Source organism: Halobaculum sp. D14, assembly GCF_051195135.1.
GTDB lineage: Archaea > Halobacteriota > Halobacteria > Halobacteriales > Haloferacaceae > JBNTKA01.
This window is the reverse complement of the sequence record NZ_JBNTKA010000002.1, coordinates 536,022-559,652: the sequence shown is the minus strand read 5'-3', so window position 1 is coordinate 559,652 and position 23,631 is coordinate 536,022. Positions and strand designations below refer to the sequence as shown.

The 23,631-nt window shown below is 70.4% G+C and carries 26 protein-coding genes and 1 tRNA gene; 8 read left to right on the top strand and 19 right to left on the bottom strand.

Going from position 1 to position 23,631, the window contains the following annotated elements; translation table 11 throughout:
* Positions 1–13: 13 nt before the first annotated feature.
* Together ACQUST_RS08655 and ACQUST_RS08650 are read right to left on the bottom strand one after the other, a co-directional pair.
* Entirely contained in the window at positions 14–721 is a 708-nt protein-coding gene (locus ACQUST_RS08655) for a DUF502 domain-containing protein (RefSeq protein ID WP_435127356.1), read from the bottom strand.
* Positions 722–886: 165 nt separating this feature from the next.
* Positions 887–1,726 (bottom strand): proline dehydrogenase family protein, encoded by an 840-nt coding sequence (locus tag ACQUST_RS08650; RefSeq protein ID WP_435127354.1) that lies wholly within the window; start codon positions 1,724–1,726, stop codon positions 887–889.
* A gap of 182 nt (positions 1,727–1,908) precedes the next feature.
* Here ACQUST_RS08650 and ACQUST_RS08645 point away from each other — a divergent pair, with 182 nt between their 5' ends.
* A complete protein-coding gene (locus ACQUST_RS08645) occupies positions 1,909–2,682 on the top strand; it encodes a DUF1028 domain-containing protein (protein ID WP_435127352.1) in 774 nt (257 codons plus the stop codon).
* A 6-nt stretch (positions 2,683–2,688) separates the two neighbouring features.
* Here ACQUST_RS08645 and ACQUST_RS08640 read toward each other — a convergent pair whose 3' ends face one another.
* Entirely contained in the window at positions 2,689–3,168 is a 480-nt protein-coding gene (locus ACQUST_RS08640; protein ID WP_435127351.1) for an RNA-binding protein, read from the bottom strand.
* A gap of 157 nt (positions 3,169–3,325) precedes the next feature.
* On the opposite strand from ACQUST_RS08640, the gene ACQUST_RS08635 reads away from it, so the two are divergent.
* From ACQUST_RS08635 to ACQUST_RS08620, 4 genes are all read left to right on the top strand, one after another.
* Positions 3,326–3,937 (top strand): adenylyltransferase/cytidyltransferase family protein, encoded by a 612-nt coding sequence (locus ACQUST_RS08635; protein ID WP_435127349.1) that lies wholly within the window; start codon positions 3,326–3,328, stop codon positions 3,935–3,937.
* Positions 3,938–3,994: 57 nt separating this feature from the next.
* Positions 3,995–4,774: an NAD+ synthase gene (locus ACQUST_RS08630; protein WP_435127347.1), complete on the top strand. Its 780-nt coding sequence runs from the start codon at positions 3,995–3,997 to the stop codon at positions 4,772–4,774.
* Between the two features lie 138 nt (positions 4,775–4,912).
* Entirely contained in the window at positions 4,913–5,242 is a 330-nt protein-coding gene (locus ACQUST_RS08625) for a DUF7562 family protein (RefSeq protein WP_435127345.1), read from the top strand.
* A 148-nt stretch (positions 5,243–5,390) separates the two neighbouring features.
* Positions 5,391–6,704: a ribonuclease catalytic domain-containing protein gene (locus ACQUST_RS08620; RefSeq protein WP_435127343.1), complete on the top strand. Its 1,314-nt coding sequence runs from the start codon at positions 5,391–5,393 to the stop codon at positions 6,702–6,704.
* 111 nt (positions 6,705–6,815) lie between these two features.
* Here ACQUST_RS08620 and ACQUST_RS08615 read toward each other — a convergent pair whose 3' ends face one another.
* The 12 genes from ACQUST_RS08615 to ACQUST_RS08560 form a co-directional block, all read right to left on the bottom strand.
* Complete coding sequence (locus ACQUST_RS08615; protein ID WP_435127341.1) at positions 6,816–6,992, bottom strand: hypothetical protein; 177 nt, start codon at positions 6,990–6,992, stop codon at positions 6,816–6,818.
* 126 nt (positions 6,993–7,118) lie between these two features.
* Positions 7,119–7,484 carry a response regulator gene (locus tag ACQUST_RS08610; RefSeq protein WP_435127339.1) on the bottom strand — a complete coding sequence of 122 codons (366 nt, stop codon included), beginning with the start codon at positions 7,482–7,484 and terminating at the stop codon, positions 7,119–7,121.
* Positions 7,485–7,547: 63 nt separating this feature from the next.
* Positions 7,548–8,951: a bifunctional hydroxymethylpyrimidine kinase/phosphomethylpyrimidine kinase gene (gene thiD / locus ACQUST_RS08605; RefSeq protein ID WP_435127337.1), complete on the bottom strand. Its 1,404-nt coding sequence runs from the start codon at positions 8,949–8,951 to the stop codon at positions 7,548–7,550.
* Positions 8,948–9,124: a hypothetical protein gene (locus tag ACQUST_RS08600; RefSeq protein WP_435127335.1), complete on the bottom strand. Its 177-nt coding sequence runs from the start codon at positions 9,122–9,124 to the stop codon at positions 8,948–8,950. Before ACQUST_RS08600 ends, thiD begins: the two co-directional genes overlap by 4 nt.
* Positions 9,121–10,683: a sodium:solute symporter family transporter gene (locus tag ACQUST_RS08595; RefSeq protein WP_435127333.1), complete on the bottom strand. Its 1,563-nt coding sequence runs from the start codon at positions 10,681–10,683 to the stop codon at positions 9,121–9,123. Before ACQUST_RS08595 ends, ACQUST_RS08600 begins: the two co-directional genes overlap by 4 nt.
* Complete coding sequence (tenA, locus tag ACQUST_RS08590; protein WP_435127331.1) at positions 10,684–11,421, bottom strand: thiaminase II; 738 nt, start codon at positions 11,419–11,421, stop codon at positions 10,684–10,686.
* Positions 11,422–11,718: 297 nt separating this feature from the next.
* A tRNA-Ala gene (locus tag ACQUST_RS08585) sits at positions 11,719–11,790 on the bottom strand.
* Between the two features lie 142 nt (positions 11,791–11,932).
* The gene (rpsJ, locus tag ACQUST_RS08580) at positions 11,933–12,247 is read right to left on the bottom strand and encodes a 30S ribosomal protein S10 (protein WP_435127329.1); all 315 of its coding nucleotides are present in this window, start codon (positions 12,245–12,247) and stop codon (positions 11,933–11,935) included.
* Entirely contained in the window at positions 12,248–13,513 is a 1,266-nt protein-coding gene (tuf, locus tag ACQUST_RS08575; RefSeq protein WP_435127327.1) for a translation elongation factor EF-1 subunit alpha, read from the bottom strand.
* A 186-nt stretch (positions 13,514–13,699) separates the two neighbouring features.
* Positions 13,700–14,674 carry a homoserine dehydrogenase gene (locus ACQUST_RS08570; protein ID WP_435127325.1) on the bottom strand — a complete coding sequence of 325 codons (975 nt, stop codon included), beginning with the start codon at positions 14,672–14,674 and terminating at the stop codon, positions 13,700–13,702.
* The gene (locus tag ACQUST_RS08565) at positions 14,671–15,297 is read right to left on the bottom strand and encodes an amino acid-binding protein (RefSeq protein WP_435127323.1); all 627 of its coding nucleotides are present in this window, start codon (positions 15,295–15,297) and stop codon (positions 14,671–14,673) included. Before ACQUST_RS08565 ends, ACQUST_RS08570 begins: the two co-directional genes overlap by 4 nt.
* A gap of 403 nt (positions 15,298–15,700) precedes the next feature.
* Complete coding sequence (locus ACQUST_RS08560; protein WP_435127321.1) at positions 15,701–17,893, bottom strand: elongation factor EF-2; 2,193 nt, start codon at positions 17,891–17,893, stop codon at positions 15,701–15,703.
* Between the two features lie 151 nt (positions 17,894–18,044).
* Between ACQUST_RS08560 and ACQUST_RS08555 the strand changes: the two genes are divergently transcribed.
* Entirely contained in the window at positions 18,045–18,806 is a 762-nt protein-coding gene (locus ACQUST_RS08555) for a DUF5781 family protein (protein ID WP_435127319.1), read from the top strand.
* An 86-nt stretch (positions 18,807–18,892) separates the two neighbouring features.
* Here the strand turns inward: ACQUST_RS08555 and ACQUST_RS08550 are convergent, their stop codons facing one another.
* Positions 18,893–19,318 (bottom strand): hypothetical protein, encoded by a 426-nt coding sequence (locus tag ACQUST_RS08550; protein WP_435127317.1) that lies wholly within the window; start codon positions 19,316–19,318, stop codon positions 18,893–18,895.
* A gap of 56 nt (positions 19,319–19,374) precedes the next feature.
* On the bottom strand, positions 19,375–20,679 hold the full coding sequence (locus tag ACQUST_RS08545; protein ID WP_435127315.1) for an MFS transporter: 1,305 nt from the start codon (positions 20,677–20,679) through the stop codon (positions 19,375–19,377).
* A gap of 99 nt (positions 20,680–20,778) precedes the next feature.
* Between ACQUST_RS08545 and ACQUST_RS08540 the strand changes: the two genes are divergently transcribed.
* Together ACQUST_RS08540 and ACQUST_RS08535 are read left to right on the top strand one after the other, a co-directional pair.
* The gene (locus ACQUST_RS08540; RefSeq protein ID WP_435127313.1) at positions 20,779–21,483 is read left to right on the top strand and encodes an HAD family hydrolase; all 705 of its coding nucleotides are present in this window, start codon (positions 20,779–20,781) and stop codon (positions 21,481–21,483) included.
* Positions 21,480–22,118 carry a class II aldolase/adducin family protein gene (locus tag ACQUST_RS08535; RefSeq protein ID WP_435127311.1) on the top strand — a complete coding sequence of 213 codons (639 nt, stop codon included), beginning with the start codon at positions 21,480–21,482 and terminating at the stop codon, positions 22,116–22,118. Before ACQUST_RS08540 ends, ACQUST_RS08535 begins: the two co-directional genes overlap by 4 nt.
* A gap of 87 nt (positions 22,119–22,205) precedes the next feature.
* Here ACQUST_RS08535 and ACQUST_RS08530 read toward each other — a convergent pair whose 3' ends face one another.
* Positions 22,206–23,105 (bottom strand): hypothetical protein, encoded by a 900-nt coding sequence (locus tag ACQUST_RS08530; RefSeq protein WP_435127309.1) that lies wholly within the window; start codon positions 23,103–23,105, stop codon positions 22,206–22,208.
* A gap of 132 nt (positions 23,106–23,237) precedes the next feature.
* Positions 23,238–23,540: a hypothetical protein gene (locus tag ACQUST_RS08525; protein ID WP_435127307.1), complete on the bottom strand. Its 303-nt coding sequence runs from the start codon at positions 23,538–23,540 to the stop codon at positions 23,238–23,240.
* Positions 23,541–23,631: the final 91 nt, after the last annotated feature.

The window sequence follows — 23,631 nt, the reverse complement described above, 5'->3', positions numbered from 1 at the left end:
CGTTCCGGCCCGGCTACCGGTCCGCGTCGGCGTCGCCATCGCCGCCGACACCGTCGCCGCCGGCACCGTCGCCGTCGGCGGTGCCGCGCTCGGCGCCCGCGGAGTCGGCGATGTCGGAGACGTCGACCGGGCCGTTGTCGCTGCCCTCGCCGAAGCCGGCCGAGAGGATGCGGGTGAGCGCCTCCTCGACGCGTTCGTCGGTCTCGGTGACGTTCTCCGGGTCGACCTCGATGACGAACCCGGTGGTGATGTTCGGCGCGGTCGGCATGAACACGACGACGCGGCCGTCGTCGGTCGTCTTCCCGGTCTTGAACGCCGTCATCCGCATCCCCGGCCACGTCTCCAGTTTCACGGGCTTCTGGAGTTCGCCGGTGCCGGTGAGCGCCGTCTCGACGGCGAGCTTCGAGGCGTTGTAGACGACGCGCAGCCCCGGGACGCGGTTCACCGTGTCGTCGACGAAGCTCTCCAGGAACCGGCCGGACGTCGTCCGCATCAGGTAGCCGACGGACAGCACCAGCAGGACGAACACGATGACCGCGAGGAACACCTGCAGGAACTCCATCCACGGCGCGAGCCACCACGGCGGGTTCTCGTAGGTGATGCGGGGGATGAACGGAATCTTCAGGAGCTGCTCGTACAGCCAGTTCGCGACGAAGAGGATGACGAGTATCGGGACCACCACCACCAGCCCGCTCGCGAAGTCGCGCTTCCAGGTGGACATTCGGTTCTCACTACACGTCACGTGGCGAGGGGTTATCAGCGCTTCCACACGCACCGGCCCGGAACTGGGCAGTCGACAGGGCGACGGTGGTAACGACGAGGGTGGCAACGACGGCGGCGACAGCGACGGCGACGATGCCGAGGACGGCGACGCGGAGTCGGCCGCTCAGACGCCGGCGATGGCGCGGAGCGCGAACAGCGCGTTCTCCTTGCGTTCGCGGACGCGGCGGTAGAAGTACGACAGCCACTTGTCGCCGTACGGCGCGTACTGCCAGACGTCGTAGCCCTCGGCGGCGAGTTCGCGCTGGGCGTCCGGGCGGACGCCCATCAGCATCTGCACCTCGAAGCCGGTGCCGTACTCGTCGTGCAGCTCCTTCGCGTAGCTGATCATCGCCGGGTCGTGGCTGCCGACCGCGACGCCGTCGTCCCGCTTGCGGAACAGGAGTTCGAGGTCGTCCCGGAACGCCTCGTTCACGTCGGCTTTGTCGGTGTAGGCGACGTCGCTGTCCTCCTCGTAGGCGCCCTTCACCAGCCGGATTTTCCCGGGGACGTCGACGAGCCGGTCGAGGTCGTCGCGGGTGCGCCGGAGGTTCGCCTGGACGCACTGGCCGACGCCGCCGTCGAACTCCCGGGCGAGCGTCTCGAAGGCGTCGAGCGTCACGTCGGTCGTCGTCGCGTCCTCCATGTCACACCAGACGAAGACGCCGTGCTCCCGGCCCGCCTCGACGACCCGGCGGAAGTTCGCCCTGAACGCGTCGTCGCCGACGTCGAGGCCGAGCTGGGAGGGCTTCACGGAGACGCAGGCGTCGAGGTCCGTGTCGGCGATGTCGGCGACGAGCTGCTCGTAGGCGGCCGCGTCGGCGTCGGCGTCCGCGCGGTCGTCGTAGTGCTCACCGAGCAGATTCAAGATGACGGACACCCCGTCGTCGTTCGCCGCGCGGGCGTGTTCGAACGCCGACGCCGACGTCTCCCCCGCGACGAACCGGCTCGCGATAGGCGGAATCATCTACGGGCAACACTTGCGCGCCCCCGTTCTTCAGTGTTCAGTGTTCGCCGCCGACGCACCGACGGCGTCCGGCGACGCACCGCGCGCGGACCCGGCGACCGTCGGCGGACAGCCGAGCGAGTCGCGGCGCCGTCGTGCCGGGACCCCCGAGTTTTTGCGGGTCGCCGCCCCTCGTTCGGGGCGTGACGTTCAGCATCTGTGTCCGCGAGGAGTACACCGACGACGACGGGGACCGGCACACGCGGTTCGGCGTGGCGGTCACGACGCGGCTGCCGGGGGTCGGGACGCTGTGCCCGTTCGCGTCTGAGAACGGGGCGGTGGCGACGCAGTCGCTCGTCAACGTCGACCTCGGGCGGAAGGGCATCGAGTACATCGACGACGGGCTGGCCGTCGAGGACGCGCTGGAGGCGCTGTTGCACGCCGACGACGGCGCCGAGCAGCGCCAGTTACACGGCGTCGACGCCGACGGAACGTTCACGTTCTCCGGCGAGGAGTGTCAGGGCTGGTTCGGGCACGTCAGCGGCGAGAACTACACGGTCGCCGGGAACCTGCTCACCGGCGAAGCCGTCGTCGACGCCGTCGCGAACGCCTACGAGTCGGACGCCTTCGGCGACGCCCCGCTCGCCGAACGGCTCGTCGACGCGCTCGAAGCCGGCCACGAGGAGGGCGGAGACAAACGCGAGGAACTCCCGGTGCAGTCCGCCGCGCTCAAAGTCAGGACCACCGAAGACCGCGAGTTCGACCCGTACTACGACGACCTCCGCGTCGACGCCACCGAGACGCCGGTCGCGGACCTCCGGGAGACGTACGAGGAGGCGAAACGCGGCCAGGAAATCGTGCTGGAGCAGTACGACGAAGACAGCGACGACGGCGACGACAGCGACGACAGCGACGACGGCGACGCCGACGAATCCGGCGCAGGTGAAGGCGGCGAGAACGGGGCCGGCGCGGAGTAGCGCCGGTCAGACGGAGAACTCGTAGAGGTCGTCGCCGACGTGGTGGAGCGACGTCACGACCTTCCCGGAGTCGCCGGTCATCTCCTCGCCGTCGACGAGCGCGCGGCCGACGCCGAGCGCTTTCCCGTGCGTCTCCTCGGCGACGACGACGAGGTCGCCTTCGTCGATGGAGTCGTCGGCTTCGGTGATGCCGGGCCGCATGACGTCGGCGCCGTCGGAGACGAACGACACCGCGCCGGCGTCGACGGTGACGACGCCGCGCTCGGGCGGGTGGGCGTTCGCGCCGCGGACCGTGACGAACGGCTCGTCCTCGTAGTAGAGGACGTCCGGGTCGCCGTCGACGAGCACGAGGTCGAACGGCGAGTCGGCGAGTTCGACCAGCTCGAAGCTGTCGCCGTCCAGGTCGACGCCGAGCCGGTCCGCGAGCGTCTCGCGGATCTCCGAGACGGCGTCGCTGCGAAGGTGGTGACGGGACTTCACTTCCATACGCACGCTCCGCGCGTCCGAAGGATAAATCGTCCGCTCCGCCGCGACACCGCCCGGAGCCGCCACTCGACCCGGGCCCGAGCACGAGCGGTCCGAGCCGGTCCCGGACGCCGTCGGGAACCGAACACACTTGTCGCAGCCGTCCGACCCCGGAGCCGTGACTCGCGCCGCGTTCCTCGGGCGGTTCCAGCCGTTCCACGAGGGCCACCACCGCGCCGTCAAGTGGACGGCGGACCGCTACGACGACGTCGTCGTCGCGCTCGGGAGCCCGGAGCGGTCCCGGACGCCGCAGAATCCGCTGTCCGAGCGGGAGCGACGCGACCTCCTCCGGTCGTGCCACCCGGAACTCCCGGTGGTCGCGGTGCCGGACGAAGCGCGGGGCGCGCCGGGGCACCGGTCGTGGGCGACTCGGCTGCGCGACCTGACGGAGGCCGACGTCGTCGTCTCCGGCAACCCCGCGGTTCGGCGCATCCTCCGGGCGCACACCGACGTCCGGGTCGTCGAGCAGGCGATGCACGCGCCCGACCGCTACTCCGGCACCGAGATTCGGCGACGCATCCGCGCCGGCGAGCCGTGGCGCGACCTGGTCCCGGAGTGCTGCCGGGCGCTCGTCGCAGAGCACGTCGACGTCATCCGCCGCACCGCCCCGGACGGCGAGCCGGACAGCGACGCCGAAAACGACGCGGTCGACAACCACGCTGGCGACGACACGGCCGAAAGCCACGCGGATGACGCCGCCGACGGCTCCGCCGGCACCGACCCCGGCTGAACGCCGGGGTCGCCGCGCACCCCGACGGTTTTCTCGGCGGCGGCCGAACCGTCGACCGTGACTCGAATCGACCCTGCGGACGCGGCGCCGCGAATCGAGGCGTTTCTCGAAGCGCGGCTCGGCGACGCCGGCGCGGACGGCTACGTCGTCGGCGTCAGCGGCGGGCTCGACTCCGCCGTCGCGCTCCACCTCGCAGTCGAGGCCGTCGGCGCCGACCGCGTCGTCGGCGCGACGCTCCCCGGCGAGCCGAGCGACCCCGAGAACACCCGTGACGCCCGCGACCTCTGTGCGGACTACGGCGTCGACCACGTGGACGCGCACATCGCCGACAGCGTCGAGTCGGTGACGGCGGCGCTCCCCGGCGACCTCGACACGCTGACCGTCGGTAACGTCCGGGCGCGCATCCGGATGGTGCTGGAGTACGCCGTCGCGAACGAGCGCGACCTGCTGGTCTGCGGCCCCGACAACCGCTCGGAGTGGCTGCTCGGCTACTTCACGAAGTACGGCGATGGCGGCGTCGACGTCCGGCCGCTCGGCGACCTGTACAAGACCGAGGTGTTCGACCTCGCGCGCCACCTCGGGCTCGACCGGTTCGCCGAGAAGACGCCGAGCGCGGAGCTCTGGGAGGGGCAGACCGACGCGGACGAACTCGGCGCGACGTACGACGTCATCGACCCGGTGTTGCGCGCGCTCGTCGACGACGGCTGCACGCCGGCGGCGGCCGCCGACCGCTGTGACGCCGACCGCGACACCGTCGAGCGACTCGCCGAACTCCACCGCTCCTCCGAGCATAAACGCGGCGTCCCGCCGACGCCCGGGCTCCGCGAAGACGGCTGACTCAGCCGTCGACCGCGACAGTTGGCTACGGCGTAGCCACGGGGGTCGCCCGGCGCCGGCGGTTGGGGCGATTGGGCGGTAGGGTGGTGGAGGCTGGTCACGGAAACTGCTAAGTCGTCGGCCGCCGCAGCGTCGCGCATGCTTGGCTCCCGCGGACAGGACGGGGAGTCGGTGGTCTGCATCGCCTGCGGGGAGTCTGTCGCCCGCGACGACGCCCGCGAGTACGACAAGGAGGGCGACCGGTGGGAGCGTGCCGGCAAGGAGTTCGAGTATCTCTGCAAGGCGTGCCACCGCGAGCTGTGCCACCAGCCGCGCGGCGACCTGGAGGCGCTGCTGGTCGACGCCGCCGACGCCGCCGGCGACGCGGCCTCCCAGGCGGAGTTCGTGGACGCGTATCTCGACGCGGCCGCCGCCCGCGACGGCTCCGCCGACGACGACTCGGACGCCGGAGACCGGCGGCGGAACTGACCCCCGACCGACGCCGGACCCGAAACTGACGTCGGAGCAACACGAGGGGACGACTGACGCCGGAGCGAAGGCGGAACGAGCGCGGGATTCCGCCGTTTCGGCGCCGCCGCCCCGATACGCCTTTTTGTCTCTCCCGCTAGTACCCGGTATGAGCGATCAAGCCGAGGCGGGAACCGCGGAAGCGCAGGGTCCCGTGAAGATTACCGAGGAACTCGCCCGGCACCTCGAGGACAAACGCGAGGAGCTGTTCGAGGAGTTCGAGATTCGAGACGAGTTCCCGCCGGCGGTTCGGCGGGAGGCGGAGGCCCGCACCGAGGACGTCCAGCAGGAGATTCGAGACGAGGTCGACGAGCGCGAAGACCTCCGCGACCTGACGACGTGGACGACCGACCCGGCGGACGCACAGGACTTCGACGACGCCATCTCCATCCGGGAGACCGACGACGAGTACCACCTCTGGGTCCACATCGCCGACGTGTCCCACTACGTCCACCCGGACTCGGAGATGTGGGCGGAGGCGGTACAGCGCGGCAACACGGTGTACCTGCCGGGGTACACCATCCACATGCTGCCGCCGACGCTCGCCGAGACGGTGTGTTCGCTCGTCCCGAACGAGGACCGGCTGGCGCACACCGTCGAGATGCGGCTCGACAAGGAGAACCTCGGGTTCGAGGAGCTCGACATCTACAAGTCCGTCATCAACTCCGACGAGCGGCTCACCTACTCCGAGTGCGAAAACCGGCTCGACGACGAGTCGCTGCCGCTGCACGAGGAGGCGTCGCTGGCGTACGACCTCGCCGACCAGATGCACGAACAGCGCAAGGCGGACGGTTCGCTCGTGTTGAATCCGAGCCGGGACCGCGCGCACACCATCATCGAGGAGTGCATGCTGAAGGCGAACAAGGCCGTGACGCACGAACTGATGTGGAACCGCGGCGTCGAGGCGATGTACCGCGTCCACCCGCAGCCGACGCCGGACCAGTGGAACGACGCGCTCCGCGAAATCCAGGAGACCGAAGGCGTCTCCATCCCGGGGTCGTCGTGGGACGACCCGCGGAAGGCCGTCAACGCCGCGCTGGAGGAGGCGCCGGGGCGCGCGCTCAACAAGATTCAGCGCGCCGTGCTGAAGGTGATGCCGCGCGCGAAGTACATGAACGACCCGTTCGGCGGCCACCACGCGCTGAACTTCGACATCTACGGCCACTTCACGTCGCCCATCCGGCGGCTGTCGGACCTCATCAACCACTGGATCGTCCACACCAACGACGTCCCGGAGGACCTCGTGAAGCTCTGTGACCGCGCGTCGGACAAGCAGAAGGACGGCGAGACGGCCGAGCGACTCTACAAGCAGTTCATGGAGGAGGTCGGACTGGACCCGTACGCGGTGAACAACCGCGGCATGGAGGTCGTCGAAGACCCCGAGGACGCGACCCACGAAGCGCCGGAAACCATCCCGGAGTAGCCGGGGAGGAGTAGCCAGGGAGGAGTAGCCGGGCCGGAGTAACCAAGCCGAGTACCCGAATCGGAGTGCCCGGACCGAATCGGCAGCCGGCGGCCGGTCCACCCGGGTTCGTTACGGTTCCGCGACGGCGACGAGGAACGTCCGGCCGGCGCGGCGCTCGAAGTGCACCGCGCAGTCGTTACGCCGCGCGAACGCCCGGATTTCGCCGGCGCTCGCGTCGGTGACGTCGATGCTCGCTCGGGTCGGGCTCTCAACGGCCACGCGGTCGGGAGTGACGGTCGCGCTCATACCTCTACGTTCCCGTGCAGTGACTTGTACGTCGGCCTAGCGGAGTGAAAGTGAAAGTGACGGACGGCGGGACACTCGGTGAACGAGGCGGCCGAACGAGAACCGGCTCGAACGCTCCGGGTCGGCTCAGTACGAGTCCAGCACCGACTCCAGTTCGGCGGTGACCTTCGCTTCGTCGAGCGGCTTGGTGACGTAGCCGTCGGCGCCGGCGTGCACCGCGCGTTTCATCTTCTCCTCCTGGTCGACGCTGGTGCACATCACGACCGTCGCCTCGGGGTCTTGCGATTTTATCTCCGCGGTCGCCTCGATGCCCGTCATCTCCGGCATCACGATGTCCATCGTGACGAGCCCGGGCTGCTCCGCCTCGAACAGTTCGACCGCCTCCGCGCCGTTCTCCGCCTCTCCGACCACCTCGAACTCCGCCGAGAGGATGTCGCGGAGCAGCGTCCGCTGAAACGCCGAGTCGTCCACGATGAGCGCCTGCCCTACCATTTCAGCGGACCATTGACGGACACTAACAAAAGTGTTCAGATGCCGGCGTCGCCGCCGGCGGACTCACAGCCGGCCGCCGAGGTCGACGAGTCTGTCGCGGAGCGCCGCCGGGGTCTCGGCGAACACGCGGCACATCGGCTCTTTCCCGACGGCGCCGCGGTCGAAGACGGCGTCCGGCGCGTCGTCGCGGCCGGTCATCGCCCGGTCGACCGTCCACGACATCGTCCCGCCGTCGCGCCGCTCCGTCGGCGACGCGTCCGGCTCGGCGGTCCGGTCGACCTCGACCGCGTCGAACCGCTCCGTGACCGCGGCCGCGACGTCGTCGTCGAGGCGGACGTTGGCCGCCGCCGTGACGGCCGGGTCGTACTCGCGGACGGCGAGCAGCAGCCGGGCGACGTGGCTCGACGCGCCGAGCCGCGCCGGCCCCGCGGCGGCGACGCCGTCGACGGTCCGGTGGATGCGGCCGTCGACCGCCGCGACGTCGTCGGTCCCCACCGCGTACGGCGTCGCGACGGCGACGTTCAGCCCGACCTCGGGAACGAGCGCGTCGACGCCGGCGGCTTCGAGCGCGCGCACCACCTCGTCGACCGCGCGGACCGCGTCGGTCCCGGCGGCGTCGTTACGGGCCGCTGCGAGGTGGTGAACCGGACCGGGGCCGTCGCCGACGTCGAGGCCGTAGCGGACGGCGCGGGCGACGAACGCCTCGGCGCGCGCGACGGCCGCCGACAGGTCGTCGCCGCGGGCGAGGCCGGCGGCGATGGCCGACGAGAGCGTACAGCCGCTCCCGTGGGTCGCGTCCGTGTCGAATCGGCGGTTCCGGAAGACGCGGGTGTCGCCGTCGGCGTACAGCACGTCCACCGCGTCGCCGTCCCCGAGGTGGCCGCCGGTGACGAGCACGGCGGCCGGACCGGTCTCCCCGTCGTCGCCGGCGATGCGCGCCGCGGCGGCGCGCATGTCGTCCTCGTCGTCGACCGTCATTTCGGCGAGCGCCGCCGCCTCGGGGAGGTTCGGCGTGGCGAGCGCCGCGAGCGGCAGCAGGTCGTCGCGGAGACTCGCTTCCGCGTCGGCGGCGAGCAGTCGGTCGCCGCTCTGGGCGACCATCACCGGGTCGACCACCAGCGGGAACGCGGCGCCGTCGAGCGCCGACGCGACCGTCTCGATGATGTCGGCCGAACTCAGCATCCCGGTTTTCGCGGCGCCGACGGCGAAGTCGTCGGTGACGGCGCGAATCTGCGCCGCGACCACGTCCGTCGAGACGTCGTCGACGGCGTCGACGCCGCACGTGTTCTGGGCCGTGACGCTCGTCACCGCCGAGGTGCCGAACACGCCGAGCGCCGCCATCGTCTTCAGGTCCGCCTGGACGCCGGCGCCGCCGCCGCTGTCGGACCCCGCGACCGTGAGCGCAACGTCCCGCGCCTCCGGGTCGGCCGCTGCAGCCCGGTCGCTCGCCGAGGGTCGGTCGGTCACGGCTCCGCCCCCGCGTCGACGTCTGCCGCTGCAGTCACCTCGGACTCGTCTCCGGTCTCCCCGCCGCCGCGTCGCTCGCGGCCCACCGCCCGGAGCAGGAGCGCGAACACCGCGACGACGGCCCCGAGGCTCCCCCAGACGAGCAGCGCGAACGCCGCAGCGCCGAGGGTCATCGGTCCACCTCCGAACCGCCGTCCGCTCGACGGCCAGGGTCGCCGGCTGCGACGCGGACCGACCCGCCGTCGGTGACCGGATCGTCGAGGGACCGGACGTCGGCCTCGAGCGTTTCGAGGTCGAAGCGGTCGTCGGCGGTCAGCGCGGCTACCAGCGATACGGCGGCGGAAACCCCGGCGGCGCCGCCGAAGGCGTGGACGAACGAGGCGCCGGGGAGCAGCGGGCCGACGACCGGAACCGAGGTCGCGACGCCGTGGAGCGTCGGGAAGTACGCCAGGCCGACGGCGAGGCCGGCGACGCTGCCGGACAGCGCCCCGGACTCGGTGGCGCGCCCCGAGTAGAGCCCGTGGAGGAACGGAATGAACGTCGCGGCGCCGAGCAGGTCGGCGAGGAGGAACAGTTCGAGGACGCTGTAGCCGCGCGCACTAACCGCAACCGCGCCGACCGCGACGACGACGGTGAGGCCGCGCGCGGCGCGCTGGAGCGTCCCGGCGCTCGGGTCGTCGAGCAGCCGCGAGAGGTCGACGGTGACGACGCTGGCGAGCGCGTTACACAGCGTGTCCGCGGTGCTGGTGACGAGCAGCACGACCAGCACCACGACGCCGAGCGTAGCCCACTCGGGGAGTGCGGCGGCGACGACGACGAAGAACGCGACGCTCGGGGCGGCAGCGTCCAGCAGGCCGAGGCCGGCGGCCACGACGCCGAACAGGCCGGCGAGCAGCACCATCGGCACCACGGCGACGGCGGCGAGCACGAATCCGCGGCGGACCGCCGCGTCGCTCTCGGCGGCGAACACGCGTTGCCACTGCCCCTGATTGAACACGTTCGCGCCAGCGACCGCGATGACGACGTACGCGCCGAAGGCGACACCCGGCAGGAACGTCGGGTCGAGCAGGTCCGGGTTCGTCGCGACGACGGCGCCGTGAAGGCCGGTGGCGCCACCCAGACCGACGACGACCGCCGCGACGCTCACCGCGAGCAGCGGCAGGACGACGAGCGTCTGGAGGGTGTCGGTGAAGATGCTGGCGACGAGCCCCCCGTAGCCCGTGTACACCAGGACGAACGCGCCGACGATGCCGGCGGTGAGCCAGGCTGGCACGTCGGCGACCACCGAGAGCGCGTTCACCACCGCGGTCATCTCGGCGGCGAGGAACACGAACAGGTAGAACGCGGTAATCACGAGGACGTATCCGTACATCCGTGCGCCGTAGCGCGCGTAGACGTACTCGGTGAGCGAGTGTCCGCCGGGCAGGTGTTCACGGAGCCGCGGGCCGACGGAGACGAACAGCAGCAACGGGACGGCGCTGCCGACGGCGTAGCCGACGACGGCGGCCAGTCCGCCGAACGCCGCGCCCGCCTCGGCTGGGCTGAACAGGATCCACGCACCCATTCCGGAGGCGACGAGCGTCGCCGCCGTCGATCCCGCTCCGGCGGAGTTCCGCGCGGACACGTAGTCCTCGACCGACCCGATTCGGCCGCGCGAGTACAGCAGACCGGCCGCGGTGACCGCAGCGAGCGTCAGCACAGTGACGCCGAGCGCGAGCGCGCCCCCGACCATTCAGGCCACCTCGGTCGCCGCCTCGTCCGCGCCGCCGACCGCCTCGTCGACGGGCCACGACTCCGACGCGTACGCCATCTCCCAGAAGGCGTGTTCGAGCCGGGCGCTCCGCCGGAACGCCGCCTCCATCTCGTCGCGCAGCCCCGGCGCGTCCTCGGCGCACCGGTCGACGAGCTCGCGCATCCACGCGACGGCGTCGCGGAACTCGTCGCTCGTGTACTTCTCGATGAACGGCGCGTACCGGTGGTCGACGTCTCCGGCGCCGACCGCGCTGTCGACGTCGCCCCCGGCCAGTTCCGCCATGTGTTCGGCGACGTCGAGATACCCCTGCCCGCACGGGTAGATTGCGGCGGCGCCGACGGCGAGCGGGCGCTCCCGCGCCGTGCGGAGCAGGAAGTTCGTGTAGGCGACGCACGTCGGCGACTTCTCCACCGCCGCGAGGTCCGCCTCGGTGAGCCCGAACTCCGCGGCGAACGACCGGTGCAGGTCCAGTTCCTCCTCGACGATGGACCGCGCCACGTCGAAGCAGTGCGCCATCGTCTCCTCGTCGTCCGCCTTCGCGCCCAGCACGCCGAACGTCCGGGCGTAATCGAGGAGGTAGCGGTAGTCCTGTTCGAGCCACGTCCGGAACGCCGCCTCGTCGAGGCTGCCGTCCGCGAGTTCCCGGACGAACGGGTGGCGTTTCTGTGCGTCCCAGCAGTCCTCGGCGGTGTCGAGCAGGTGGTCGCTGAACGGCATGTCCGGAGGACACTGACCGAGCCAGCGACTAATAACTAGGGTATACCACCGGCTAATCCTTCGGTGGTGTCGCCATTCTCGGAACCCGTGGATGGACGAGACAGCTCCCGAACGGCATCCGCAGCGAAAAATCTCGCGGGGTGCGGACGGTGCCGGCAAAGACTCTGTCAACAGAAAACATACCCCGGAACGGCGACGCCTGAACCGGGGTCGGCTCGAAAATCAGCCCGCTAGTGACGGCTCAGGCAGACAGAGCCAAGCCTGGTTTTGTTCCTTCGGAAGGACGAAGAATCGGAGTGGACTCGCTGGGATTTGAACCCAGGGCCTCTTCCTTGCGAAGGAAGCGATCTACCGCTGATCTACGAGCCCGCGTCGTTGAGAAGCCGGGGGCGACACTTGAGGGTTCCGTTTCGCCGCGTCGGTCGGGACTCCGTCGCACGGTTTGGCGCGGTCGCTGGGCGGCGTGAAGATAGGAGAAAACGGTGTGTGGCGCGAGGTGCGCCGCAGCGCCTCAGTCCTCGAGGACGATTTCGATGCTGACGTCGTTCGGCACCTGGATGCGCATGAGCTGGCGGAGCGCGCGTTCGTCGGCGTCGATGTCGATGAGCCGCTTGTGGACGCGCATCTCCCAGTGCTCCCAGGTCGCCGTCCCTTCGCCGTCAGGCGACTTTCGGGCCGGGACTTCCAGCGTCTTCGTGGGGAGCGGAATCGGACCCGACAGCGCGACGCCGGTCTTGTCCGCGATTTCGCGGACGTCGTCGCAGATGTCGTCCAGGTCGTCGGGGCTCGTGCCCGCGAGTCGGACGCGCGCTTGCTGCCCGGGCATTTACCGTTCGTCCACGGACAGCACCTTGCCGGCGGCGATGGTCTGACCCATGTCGCGGATGGCGAAGGAGCCGAGTTCCGGGATTTCGCTGGACGGCTCGATGCTGAGCGGCTTCTGCGGCCGCACCGTCACGATGGCGGCGTCGCCGGACTTGATGAAGTCCGGGTTCTCCTCGTCGACCTCGCCCGAGGACGGGTCGAGTTTCTGGTCGAGGGACTCGATGGTACACGCGACCTGCGCCGTGTGCGCGTGGAACACCGGGGTGTAGCCGGCCGTGATGACCGACGGGTGCTGCATGACGACGACCTGCGCCTGGAACGTCTCGGCGACCGTCGGCGGGTCGTCGGCCGGGCCGCAGACGTCGCCGCGGCGGATGTCGTCTTTGCCGACGCCGCGGACGTTGAACCCGACGTTGTCGCCGGGGCCCGCGTAGTCGACTTCCTCGTGGTGCATCTCGATGGTCTTCACTTCGCCGCCGACGTCGGACGGCTGGAAGGAGACGTTGTCACCGGGGGACATCTCGCCGGTCTCGATGCGGCCGACCGGGACGGTCCCGATGCCCGAGATGGTGTAGACGTCCTGAATCGGGAGTCGCAGCGGCGCGTCCGTCGGCGGCTCCGACTCCGGCAGGTTGTTCAGCGCATCGAGGAGGATGTCGCCGTCGTACCAGGACGTGTTGTCCGAGCGCTCGGCGATGTTGTCGCCCTCGAAGGCGGAAATCGGGATGAACGAGGCGTCCTCGGTCCCGAAGCGGACCTGCTTGAGCAGGTCTTTGACCTCGGAGACGACCTCCTTGTAGGTGTCCTCCGAGTAGTCGACGACGTCCATCTTGTTGATGGCGACGATGAGCTCGTTGATGCCCAGCGTCCGCGCGAGGAACACGTGCTCGCGGGTCTGCGGCGCGACGCCGTCGTCTGCCGCGACGACGAGCACCGCGTTGTCGGCCTGCGAGGCGCCCGTGATCATGTTCTTCACGAAGTCACGGTGGCCCGGGCAGTCGACGATGGTGAAGTAGTAGTCGTCGGTGTCGAACTCCTGGTGGGCGATGTCGATGGTGACGCCGCGCTCGCGCTCCTCGGCGAGATTGTCCATGACGTAGGCGAACTCGAAGCCGCCCTTGCCCTTCTCTTCGGCTTCCTCTCGGTACTGCTCGATTACGTGCTCGGGGACGCTCCCTGTCTCGAAGAGGAGGCGGCCCACGAGCGTGGATTTCCCGTGGTCGACGTGGCCGATGATGGCCAGGTTCTGGTGGGGTTTGTCGCTCATTGTGGAATCACGCGCTGAGGCGCTCTGTGAGGATTGTTTCGTCCGAACGCCCTAAAACCATTTCGATACGCTGTACGGGCCCCACGGCCTCGTACGGCGGTTTTCGTGCGTCACCGTCACGTGATTCGGAGTGGCACGCCGGGGTCGCACCGCCGCCGTCACGCCCTTCCCGTGGCCCCCGCCGACCTATTCGAGTCGGCCGACGTCCGCCAGCACGGCGCTCGCCGTCTCCTCGCCGCCGGCGCCGCGGCCCGAAATCGCCAGTTTGCCGGCGTGCTCCGACTCGACCTCCACGATGTTCCGGGTGCCGGACACCGCGAGCGTCCCGTTCTCCGGAACGAGCCGCGGGCCGACGCGGACGCCGTCGCGGGTGGCTTCGCCGATGAGCCGGACCGTCCGGCCGTCGTCGGCCGCGAGGTCGAGCGCCGTCCCCGGGATGTCGCGGATGCCGCGGACCTCGGCGTCCGCGAGCGACACCGCCCGGTCGCGGAGTTCGTCGACGGTTCCGCAGTCCGCCTCCCGGAGGACGTTCGCGAGGATGACGCACTTCAGCGCGGCGTCGGTGCCCTCGACGTCGAACGACGGGTCCGCCTCGGCGACGCCGAGGTCCTGCGCCTCCGCGAGCACGTGGTCGTAGTCGAGCCCTTCGGCCGCCATCCGCGAGAGCACGAAGTTCGCGGTGCCGTTGAGGACGCCGCGGACCGCGGACACCCGCGACGGCCCGAGGTCGGAGACGGTCGCGCACACCGGGATGGCGCCGCCGACCGTCGCCTCGAACAGGACGTCGCCGGCCGAGTCGGCTTCGAGTGCCCGGACGTCGGCGTACCGCTCGGCGACCGGCCCCTTGTTCGCGAGCACGACGTCGCGGTCCCGTTCGAGCGCCGTCCGGAGGTGCGAAAAGCCCGGTTCGGCGTCGCCGAGCGTCGTCGGCGTCGCCTCCACGAGCACGTCGTAGTCGGCGGTGAGCGCGTCGGCCGGGTCGGCGTCGCCGAGCGCGTCGCCGTCCCGTTTCCGGGTGAGCGCCGCGTCGACGTCGACGCCGGCGGCGTCGACCGCCGCCGCCGACGAGTCCGCGAGCGCCGTCACCTCGTGGCCGTACGACGACGCGAGGTCGGCGACCGACCGACCGACCGCGCCGGCGCCGAGAATCGAGAGTTTCACGCTTCCCCCTCCATCGGCTCGATGACGTTCAGCGCCTTGTCGTCGGCGACCGACCGGACGGATTCGAGCACCTCAGCGGTCCGGTTCTCGCGGGCGCGCAGCCGGATGAGCGCGCTCGACGGCTCCTCCGAGTTCGCGCCCGCGGGCGCTGACAGTTCGAGGTCAGCCACGGTCGCGTCCGTGCAGTCCGTGAGCCGCTGGAGCGTGTCGGACAGGTCCGTGTCGATGAGGTGGCCGACGAGCACCACCGTCACCTCCGCGCCGTACTCCTCGGCGCCCGCGCGGGTGACGTTGACGCCGCGGTCGCGGAGCCCCGCCAGAATCGACTCGAACTGCTCCGGCGGACACTTCAGGTCCACCTCCACCGGGATGTGGCCGCGCGGCGTCAGGTTGCCGCGTTCGTGGAACACCGACAGCAGATTCCCGCCGTTCTCCGCGATAGGCTGGAGCGCCGCCAGCAACTCGCCCGGCTCGTCGACCAGTTCCAGCCGAATCGTGTGCGTCTGCGTCGTCGCGCCGCCGTCGGTCTGCGCCTCCGACTCAGCCGCAGCAGACTCGGTAACCGCCGCCTCCGTCGGCGCGTCCTGCCGGTCCTCGCCGGCGTCCCCGGACTCCGACGGCATCTACCGGCTCACCTCGGTTGCCGCCGCAGTTGACGGGGCGTCGGTCTCCGACCGAGTCGGCGGTCCGCGCGTCGTGGTGGCCGACAGTGTCGCTGTTGTCGACGAGCGGGGCTGACGCCGTCGTTCGCAGCCGTCGCGTCGACCGAAAGTCGTGCCACCTGGCATGTCTCCTCAGTGGGTCGGGGGGCGTGATAAGCCTTCCACCATGGCGACGATTGCCGATACTCGGCGGCGTGCGACCGCGGGCAGCCGGGCGGTTCCGTCCGCCACGGAGAGCCGGCGGCCGGGCTGTCGACCGGTGACTGGTGCGGTCGAACCGGGAATAAGGAAAGAAGAAGAAGAAGAGAGCGACGACGCGGCGTCGCCCGACGCGACGGCCGTGTCGGGCGGCAGCGGCGAGCGTTTAGATGTAGTCGATGGACTGCGGGAGTTCGAGCTTCATTCCTTTCCGCTCGCGGATCTCCATGATCTGCTCGCGCTGGAGGTTGTCGGCCATGACGCGGAAGCCGGCGTTCTCCGTGTTCCAGGAGGCGCGGCCCTCGGTGGCCGAGCGGATGTCGCTGGAGAAGCCGATCATCTCCTCGACGGGCGCGATGCCCTCGATGACCATGAGGTCGCCCTCCTGGTACATGTCGTCGACGCGGCCGCGGCGGCCCTGAATCTCGCCGGAGGCGTCGCCCATGTACTCGTTCGGGACGTCGATGCGGACGTTCTGAATCGGTTCGAGCAGCCGCACCTTCCCGTCGATGAGCGCGCGGTGGACCGCGTCGCGGACGGCGGGGATGACCTGCGCCGGGCCGCGGTGGATGGTGTCCTCGTGCAGCCGCGCGTCGTGCAGGCGAAGCAGCGCGCCCTGCACGGGCTCGGCGGCGAGCGGGCCGTCGTCGAGCGCCTCGTCCAGCCCCTCGATGACGAGCTCCATCGTCTCGTTCAGGTGCTGAATCCCCTTCGTGTCGTCGATGAGGATGTTGGTGCCGTGGATGTGCTCGACGTTCTGGGAGGTGTCCTTGTCCATGCCGGCGTCCTGCAGCGCCTCGCGGCGCTCCAGTTCGGGCATGTCCATCGAGATTTCGCCGAGCTGGATGTCGTCGACGATGTCCTGCGCGAGCGGCTCGACGGTGATGTAGAACTTGTTGTGGCGGTTCGGCGAGACCCCTTCGACCTCGCGGCTGGACTCCTGGGGCTGCTCGCGGAACACGACGATGGGCTCACCGGTGTTGACCGGGATGCCCTGGTTCTTCTGGATGCGCTGCGTGATGACTTCGAGGTGCAGTTCGCCCTGCCCGGAGATGAGGTGCTCGCCGGTGTCCTCGTTAATCTCGACGCGGATCGTCGGGTCCTCCTTGGCGACCTGCTGGAGCGTCTGGATGAGCTTCGGCAGGTCGTCCATGTTCTGCGCCTCGACGGACTTCGTGATGACCGGCTCGGAGATGTGCTCGATGGACTCGAACGGCGTCATCTCGACGTCGGAGACCGTGGAGCCGGCGATGGCGTCCTTCAGGCCGGTGACGGCGGCGATGTTGCCGGCGGGGACGCCGCGGTCCACCTCCTCGCGTTCGCCGCCCATGAAGATCCCGACGGACTGCAGCCGGTTCTTGCCGGCGGTGCCGGAGACGTACAGCTCCTGGCCCTTCTCGAGGGTGCCGGAGAAGACGCGGCCGGTCGCGATTTCGCCGGCGTGCGGGTCCATCCCGATGTCGGTGCACATGAAGACGACGTCGCCCTCGCGGTTGACGGTCCGCATGTCCTCTGCGACCTCGGATTCGTCGTCGCCGCGCCAGATGCGCGGGACGCGGAACGGCTGCGCCTTCAGCGGGTTCGGGAAGTGCTCGGCGACCATGTCGAGCACGACGTCCGACAGCGGCGTCCGCTCGTGGAGCTCCTGCCGCTCGTCGTTCTGCTCCATGTCGATGATGTCGCCGAAGGAGATGCCGGTGGCCTCCATCGACGGCATCGAGACGCCCCACTTGTACAGCGCGGAGCCGAACGCGACGGTGCCGTCCTCGACGGACACCGTCCAGTCCTCGTCGATGTCCTCCATCTCCTCGGTCATCCCGCGGATGAGCTCGTTGACGTCGCCGATGACGTCCATGAGCCGCTGCTGCATCTCCTGGGGGCCTTCCTGCAGCTCGTTGATGAGCCGGTCGACCTTGTTGATGAACAGCGCCGGCTTCACGCCCTCGCGGAGCGCCTGCCGGAGCACCGTCTCCGTCTGCGGCATCGCGCCCTCGACGGCGTCGACGACGACGAGCGCACCGTCGACGGCGCGCATCGCCCGCGTCACGTCGCCGCCGAAGTCGACGTGGCCCGGCGTGTCGATGAGGTTAATGAGGTGGTTGGTGTCCTCGTACTCGTGAGTCATCGACACGTTCGCCGCGTCGATGGTGATCCCGCGCTCCTGCTCGTCTTCTTCGGTGTCCATGGCGAGCTGCTCCCCGGCGGTCTCCTCGGAGATCATGCCGGCGCCTGCGAGCAGGTTGTCGGACAGCGTCGTCTTCCCGTGGTCCACGTGAGCCGCGATGGCGATGTTCCGGATCTGCTCCGGATTGTCCATCAGCTTCTCACATTCCTGTACGATTTTCTTGCGTCGACCCATTACCGGCCGCTACTGGACGACCGGTCAAAAGGGTAGTGCTTTGCCGCCGCCGAAAGCGCCGGATTCGCGGAGTTCGAACACTGTGACACCGACCCACGCGTGCCACTTCGGCACAAGAGTCAAGCCCGCCGACGCTGTGGTAACGGTACGCATGGATGTCCGCGTTCGCGGCGGCGTCCCCCCGGACCCGTTCCTCGGGGCGGCGTCGCTGCTGGAAACGGAGTACGACCTCTCTCGACCCGTCACCGTCCGCGTGCGCGACGACCCCGACGAGCGGACCTGGGCGGGCCACTACGACGACCGGCACGTCCTCAACATCTCCCGGAAGGCCGCCACGTCGGCGATGGCGCGCGAACTCGCGCTGCACGAACTCGCGCACATGGCGCGCCACGAGGAGTCCCACCCGTCACACACCCAGCCGACGGAGGAGGCGCTGTTCCTCGCGCTCTCGGGGACGTCGGTGGAGCGCCGGAAAATCGCGCAGTGCTACCAGATCGCGAACCACTGCAAGGACATCTACGCCGACGACATCACGCTCTCGGTCGCGCCCGCGGAGAAGCTCGTGACGTTCTTCGAGTCGCAGCTCGCCGCCGCCGTCGCCGACCGGCCGCGCGACCACCCGCACCCGGAGTCGCGGCTGCTCACCGGCGCCGCCGACCCGGACATCACGGCCGTGAACGCGGCGTTCGCGCTCGCGATGTGTGAACGGCACGACCTCGTCGGCCGCGACCACCGGCTGTACGACCTCGCACACGCCGCCGCAGACGACGCCCCCGCGGTCGACCTCGCCGCGTTCAAACGGCAGTTCCGGTCGCTCGCCGCCGACCCGTCGGAGTCCGACTACCGGAAGGCGCTCGTCGACGTGACGCGGCTGTACGCCGTCGACTCGGGAAGCGCGCCCGCGGCGGACTAGGCGGCACACCGTCGCCAGCAGAACGCGTGGCTGTCGGGGACTCGCTGACCGTGATATTCATCGACGAAGCGTCGCCGACAGCCGGTTCAGCCGACGAGCAGCCAGCCGCCGGTGGTGGCGACCGTGACGACGGCGACGAACCCGGTCCACGCGACCGTCGCCTCGGTGCGTCGCCCGACGGGTCGCCAGTCGACGCCGAGGGAGGGCAGCCAGGTCGTCGCCGCGGCGACGCAGAACGCGAACGGCAACAGCAGCATCAGCGTCCGGCCGTACAGCCCGGAGTCGCCGGCGAGGTCGCTCGCGAGCACGACGAGGCCGACGTAGCCCGCCGTGAATCCGGCGTACGTCGCTGCGACCATCGCGCGGTCCGGGTGGACGTCGCGGTCCTCGGCGGCGTCGACGGTGCCGGCGAGCAGTCCGAACGCCCGGCGGCCGGCGTCGGTTCTGAGGAACGGCGCGCCGAGCGCCGCGACCGCGACGACGAGACCGAGCAGGCCCGTGACCGAGTTCATGATAGCCGACTCCGGCCGGCGTACCCTCTTAGTGGCTCGCCTCCGATTATCAGTCGCTACGACGCGGCCCCGTCGCCGGCGACAGGGTTCCACACGGCGGCGGCCGCGACGGCGACGAGCACCACGCCGCCGAGCAGCGCCGGGGCCGCCGTCGGCCCGTACGCGCCCGCGGCGACGCCGGCGACGAACGCGAGCGGCGTCCGCACCGCGCCCTGCACCATCGACACGGCCGACAGCGTCGTCGCCCGCGCCGCGTCGGCGCCGGCCGACCCGGTGCTGTCGCCGTCGGGAGCGTCGGCGGCGGCGACCCGGTCGTTCACGTAGCCGTACGCGATGGGGACGACGACCGGGCTGGCGGCGGTCCGCGCGACGAACATCGGGAGCGCCGCGGCGAGCGCGACAGGCGGCAGCAGCATCAGGACGGCCGGCACGGCGGGGACGACGAGCAGGGCGCCGCGCACCCCGAGTCGACGCTCGATGGCGCCGGCGGACCCGGCGGCGACGGCCGCGACGCCGGTGAACGCTGCGTACATGGCGCCGAGCAGCGACGGCTCCGGCACCGCCGACAGCGACGCCGGCAGCAGTTCGCGGAACAGGTCGACGCCGATGGGCTGCACGTAGCTCCCGGCGGCGGCGACAGCGGCGAGCAGCAGCGCGACGTACGGCACGGCGCCGCGCAGCCCCGGTTCAGCGAACGACCGCCGGGCGACGCCGAGCGCCTCCAACGCGGACGGACGGTCGCCCGACGCGGCCGCCGCATCGCCGCGGCTGTCGGGAAGCGTCCACAGCACGGCGAACCCGGGCAGCGACAGCGCGACGGACGCCGCGAACGGGAGCCGCGGGTCGACGCCGTACAGGACGCCGCCGACGAGCATCGTCGCCACCGACGTCCAGCGCTCCACGGCGCCGGCGCGGCCGCGAACCCGGGTGAACTCTGAGCCGTCGAGGTGCTCGTCGAGCGTCTCGTACAGCCACGCGTCGCTGCTCCCGGAGTTGAACGTCGCCGCGAACGCCCAGACGGCGTACAGCGCGGCGTAGCCCGCGAACGAGTCGGCGACGACGAACCCGGCGAGCGACAGCGCGGTGCAGCCGACGCCGCCGGCCATGCTCGCGCGTCGCCCCCAGCGGTCCCCGACGTAGCCCGTCGGCACCTCGCTCGCCACGACGAGCGCGGCGTACAGCGACGACAGCGCGCCGTACTGGACGAACGTGAGGTCGCGCAGCACGAACAGCGCGAACACCGGCGAGACAAAGCCGACCGACCGGGTCGCCTGAAACAGGTAGAACCGCCGGACGAGCCGTCGGCCTGCCGCGCCGCCGCCGCTGTCCCCGTCGCCGTCGCCGTCGCCGTCCTCGACCATGGTGGCCGTGGAGTCGACTGCCGGAAAGGCGTTCCCTGAAACTGGTTTCAGTGCCGCGACGCCGACAGCGGTTTACCGGGGCGGCGGGATACGACGCCCATGACGTTCGACGCCGTGTTCGTCGACCTCGACGACACGCTCTACCCGTACGCCCCGTGCAACGCGGCGGGGAAGGAGGCGGCCTTCGAGACAATTCGCGAACAGGGGTACGACCTGACCCGCGACGAGTTCGAGTCGCTGTACCAGGAGGGGCGCAGCGAAGTGAAGCGGGAGCTCGCCGGCACCGCGTCCGCCCACGAGCGGTTCCTCTACTTCAAGCGCGCCATCGACATCCACGCCGGCACTCACCGGTCGAAGCACGCCCTCGAACTCGGCGAGGCGTACTGGGAGGCGTACGTCGACGAGATGACGCTGTTCGACGGCGTCGTCGACGCGCTCGCCGCGCTCTCTGACGCCGGCGTCGACGTCGCCGTCGTCAGCAACCTCACGACCCGCATCCAGCTGAAGAAGCTCCACCGGCTCGGCATCGAAGCACACGTCGACCTGCTGCTCACGTCCGAGGAGACCGGGCGGGAGAAGCCGAGTTCGGTGATGTTCACGCTGCCGCTCGCGCGGCTCGACCGGCGCGCCAGCGAGACGCTAATGGTCGGCGACTCCGTCGAGTCCGACGTCGTCGGCGGCAACGCGGTCGGACTGACGACGGCGCTGTTCAACGGCCCGGACGACGCCGCCGACCTGACCGGGCGCGAGCGGCCGGACCACATCATTCAGGGGTTCGGGGAGCTAACGGAGCTGGTACTGTGACACTCGACGCCGAACGCGACGCGGTGGTCGCGCACGCCCCAGAACTCGCCGGCCTCACGCCCGGCCGCACCGGGAACCTCAGCATCCGTCGCGGCGACCGGTTCACCGTGACGCCGACCGGCGTCGCCTACGACGCCTTCGACGCCGAGGACGTCCCGGTCGTCGACCTCGACGGCGAGCGCGTCGCCGGGCGCATGAAGCCGTCCAGCGAGGTGCCGATGCACCGCCACATCTACCGCGGCCACGCCGACGACCCCGGCGCAATCGTCCACACCCACTCGCAGTGGTCGACGACGATGGCGGTGCTGCACGAGCCGCTGCCGCCGATTCACTACATGATCGTCGCCGTCGGCAAGCGCGTCCCGGTCGCCGAGTACGCGCCGTACGGCACCGAGGAGCTCGCCGCGAACGTCGTCGCCGCGATGGAGGCGGCCGACGCGACGGCGTGTTTCATCGAGAACCACGGGCTCGTCGTCGTCGCCGACGACGTCGAAACCGCGGTGGAACACACCGAGCACGTCGAGAGCCTCGCGCAGCTCTACCTGCAGTCGAAGGCCGCCGGCGGCGACCCGGTCGAACTCCCGGACGAGGAACTGGAAACGGCCATCGAGCAGTTCGAAGGGTACGGGCAGTAAGAGCCGAGCCGGTCCGCATCGGTCCATCCCGGCCCGCACGGCCGGCATCGACCCGGTCCGCATTCCGGGCCGAACCGTTCGTCCCCGTCAGGTCTGCGTGAAGCCGCCGTAGTGCAGCTCCGCCCAGTACAGGTCGCCGTCGTACCGCACCACCCACGAGCCGCTGTACTCGTCGCTCCGGACGGCGTCGTGGCTCCGGAACCGCTGGAGCACCGACCGGAACGCCGAGTCGTCGGTCGACTCCGCGTAGTACGTGCCTCGTATCGCCTCGTCGACGACCTTCCGCTCCTCGGTAGAGAGTCCGGAGAGCGTGAACTGGTAGGTCTCCCGGAGCGACTGGGCGTACGCCTCGGCGTTCGGCGCGACCTGCTCGGCGGTGTAGCGGTACGTCGTCACCGTCACCGGCCGGGAGTCGACCGCGATGGGGTAGCGTTCGCCGCGGTAGCGGACCGCCGCGTAGTCGCCGGCGAGCAGCACGGACGCGTTCGCCTCGGCGTCGGTGTAGCGCGCGCCGGCGCCGAAGTCGTACCCCTCGCCCTGGTCTTCGTGCTCCGCTTGCAACAGCGTGTCCAGCAGCGCCTTGTCCGCCGGCGACAGGTCCTCGTAGGCGACCGCGGGGCCGTCGGTCGTGCCGTTGTAGTCGATTTTCACGTCCACCAGCAGCTCGGAGTGGTTCCCGACCGGCTCCACGGAGAGGTCGTAGTACGCGCCGTCGACGGCGAACGGCAGCCCCTCGGTGTCGACCATCGGGGACGTCCCGTTCTGGGTGGCGGAGCCGTTCCTGACGGCTCCCTGCACGACGGCGCGGTAGTCGGCGCCGGGGTCTTCGCCGGATTCGTCGTCGACGCGCGGCAGGTCGCGGCTGGCCTGCTCGGCCAACTGCGTGTCGTTCACGGCGGTCATGTCCAGCGACCCGGCCGCCGAACAGCCGCCGAGCGAGACGAGGAGGGCGAGCGCGCAGAGCGCGAGGAGGGCGCGGGTGTGCACGCGGTTCGCTGTGCGTCGTCGCGGTAAGTGTTTTCCGGGACCCACGTGCGTCCGTCTCCGTTCGGGGCCCCGTTTTCTCGGCGCTGTCGACCTGAAACCGCCGGCGAGCAGCCGCGCGGGTCAGACGCGACGCTACCGAGCGCCGAGAACGGCCTCGGGAGCGAAGGCGCTCACGGCGAGCAGCCCGAGCACCACCAGCATCGCAGCGAGACGCAGTCCGACCGTGACGCGTCGGTCCGCTACCTGGAGTGACTCGGCGGTCCCGGACAGCGCGAACCCGATAGCCATCACGAGCGAGCTACCGGACGGAACGCCGTGAAGCACGTCGTAGTACACGTAGATGCTCGTGAAGACGGCCGAGCCAGCGAACAGTACCAGTCCGTGGAGCCGACCGGACGGCTCGCTCCACAGGGCGTCTTCGAATCTGGAGGGCATCGAACGGACCGTTCTTTCGAACCGGCAAATATCTACGGTGAGCAGGACTCGTCACCGCACGGTGCCCGGGAGGACGCCGACAGCGAGGACG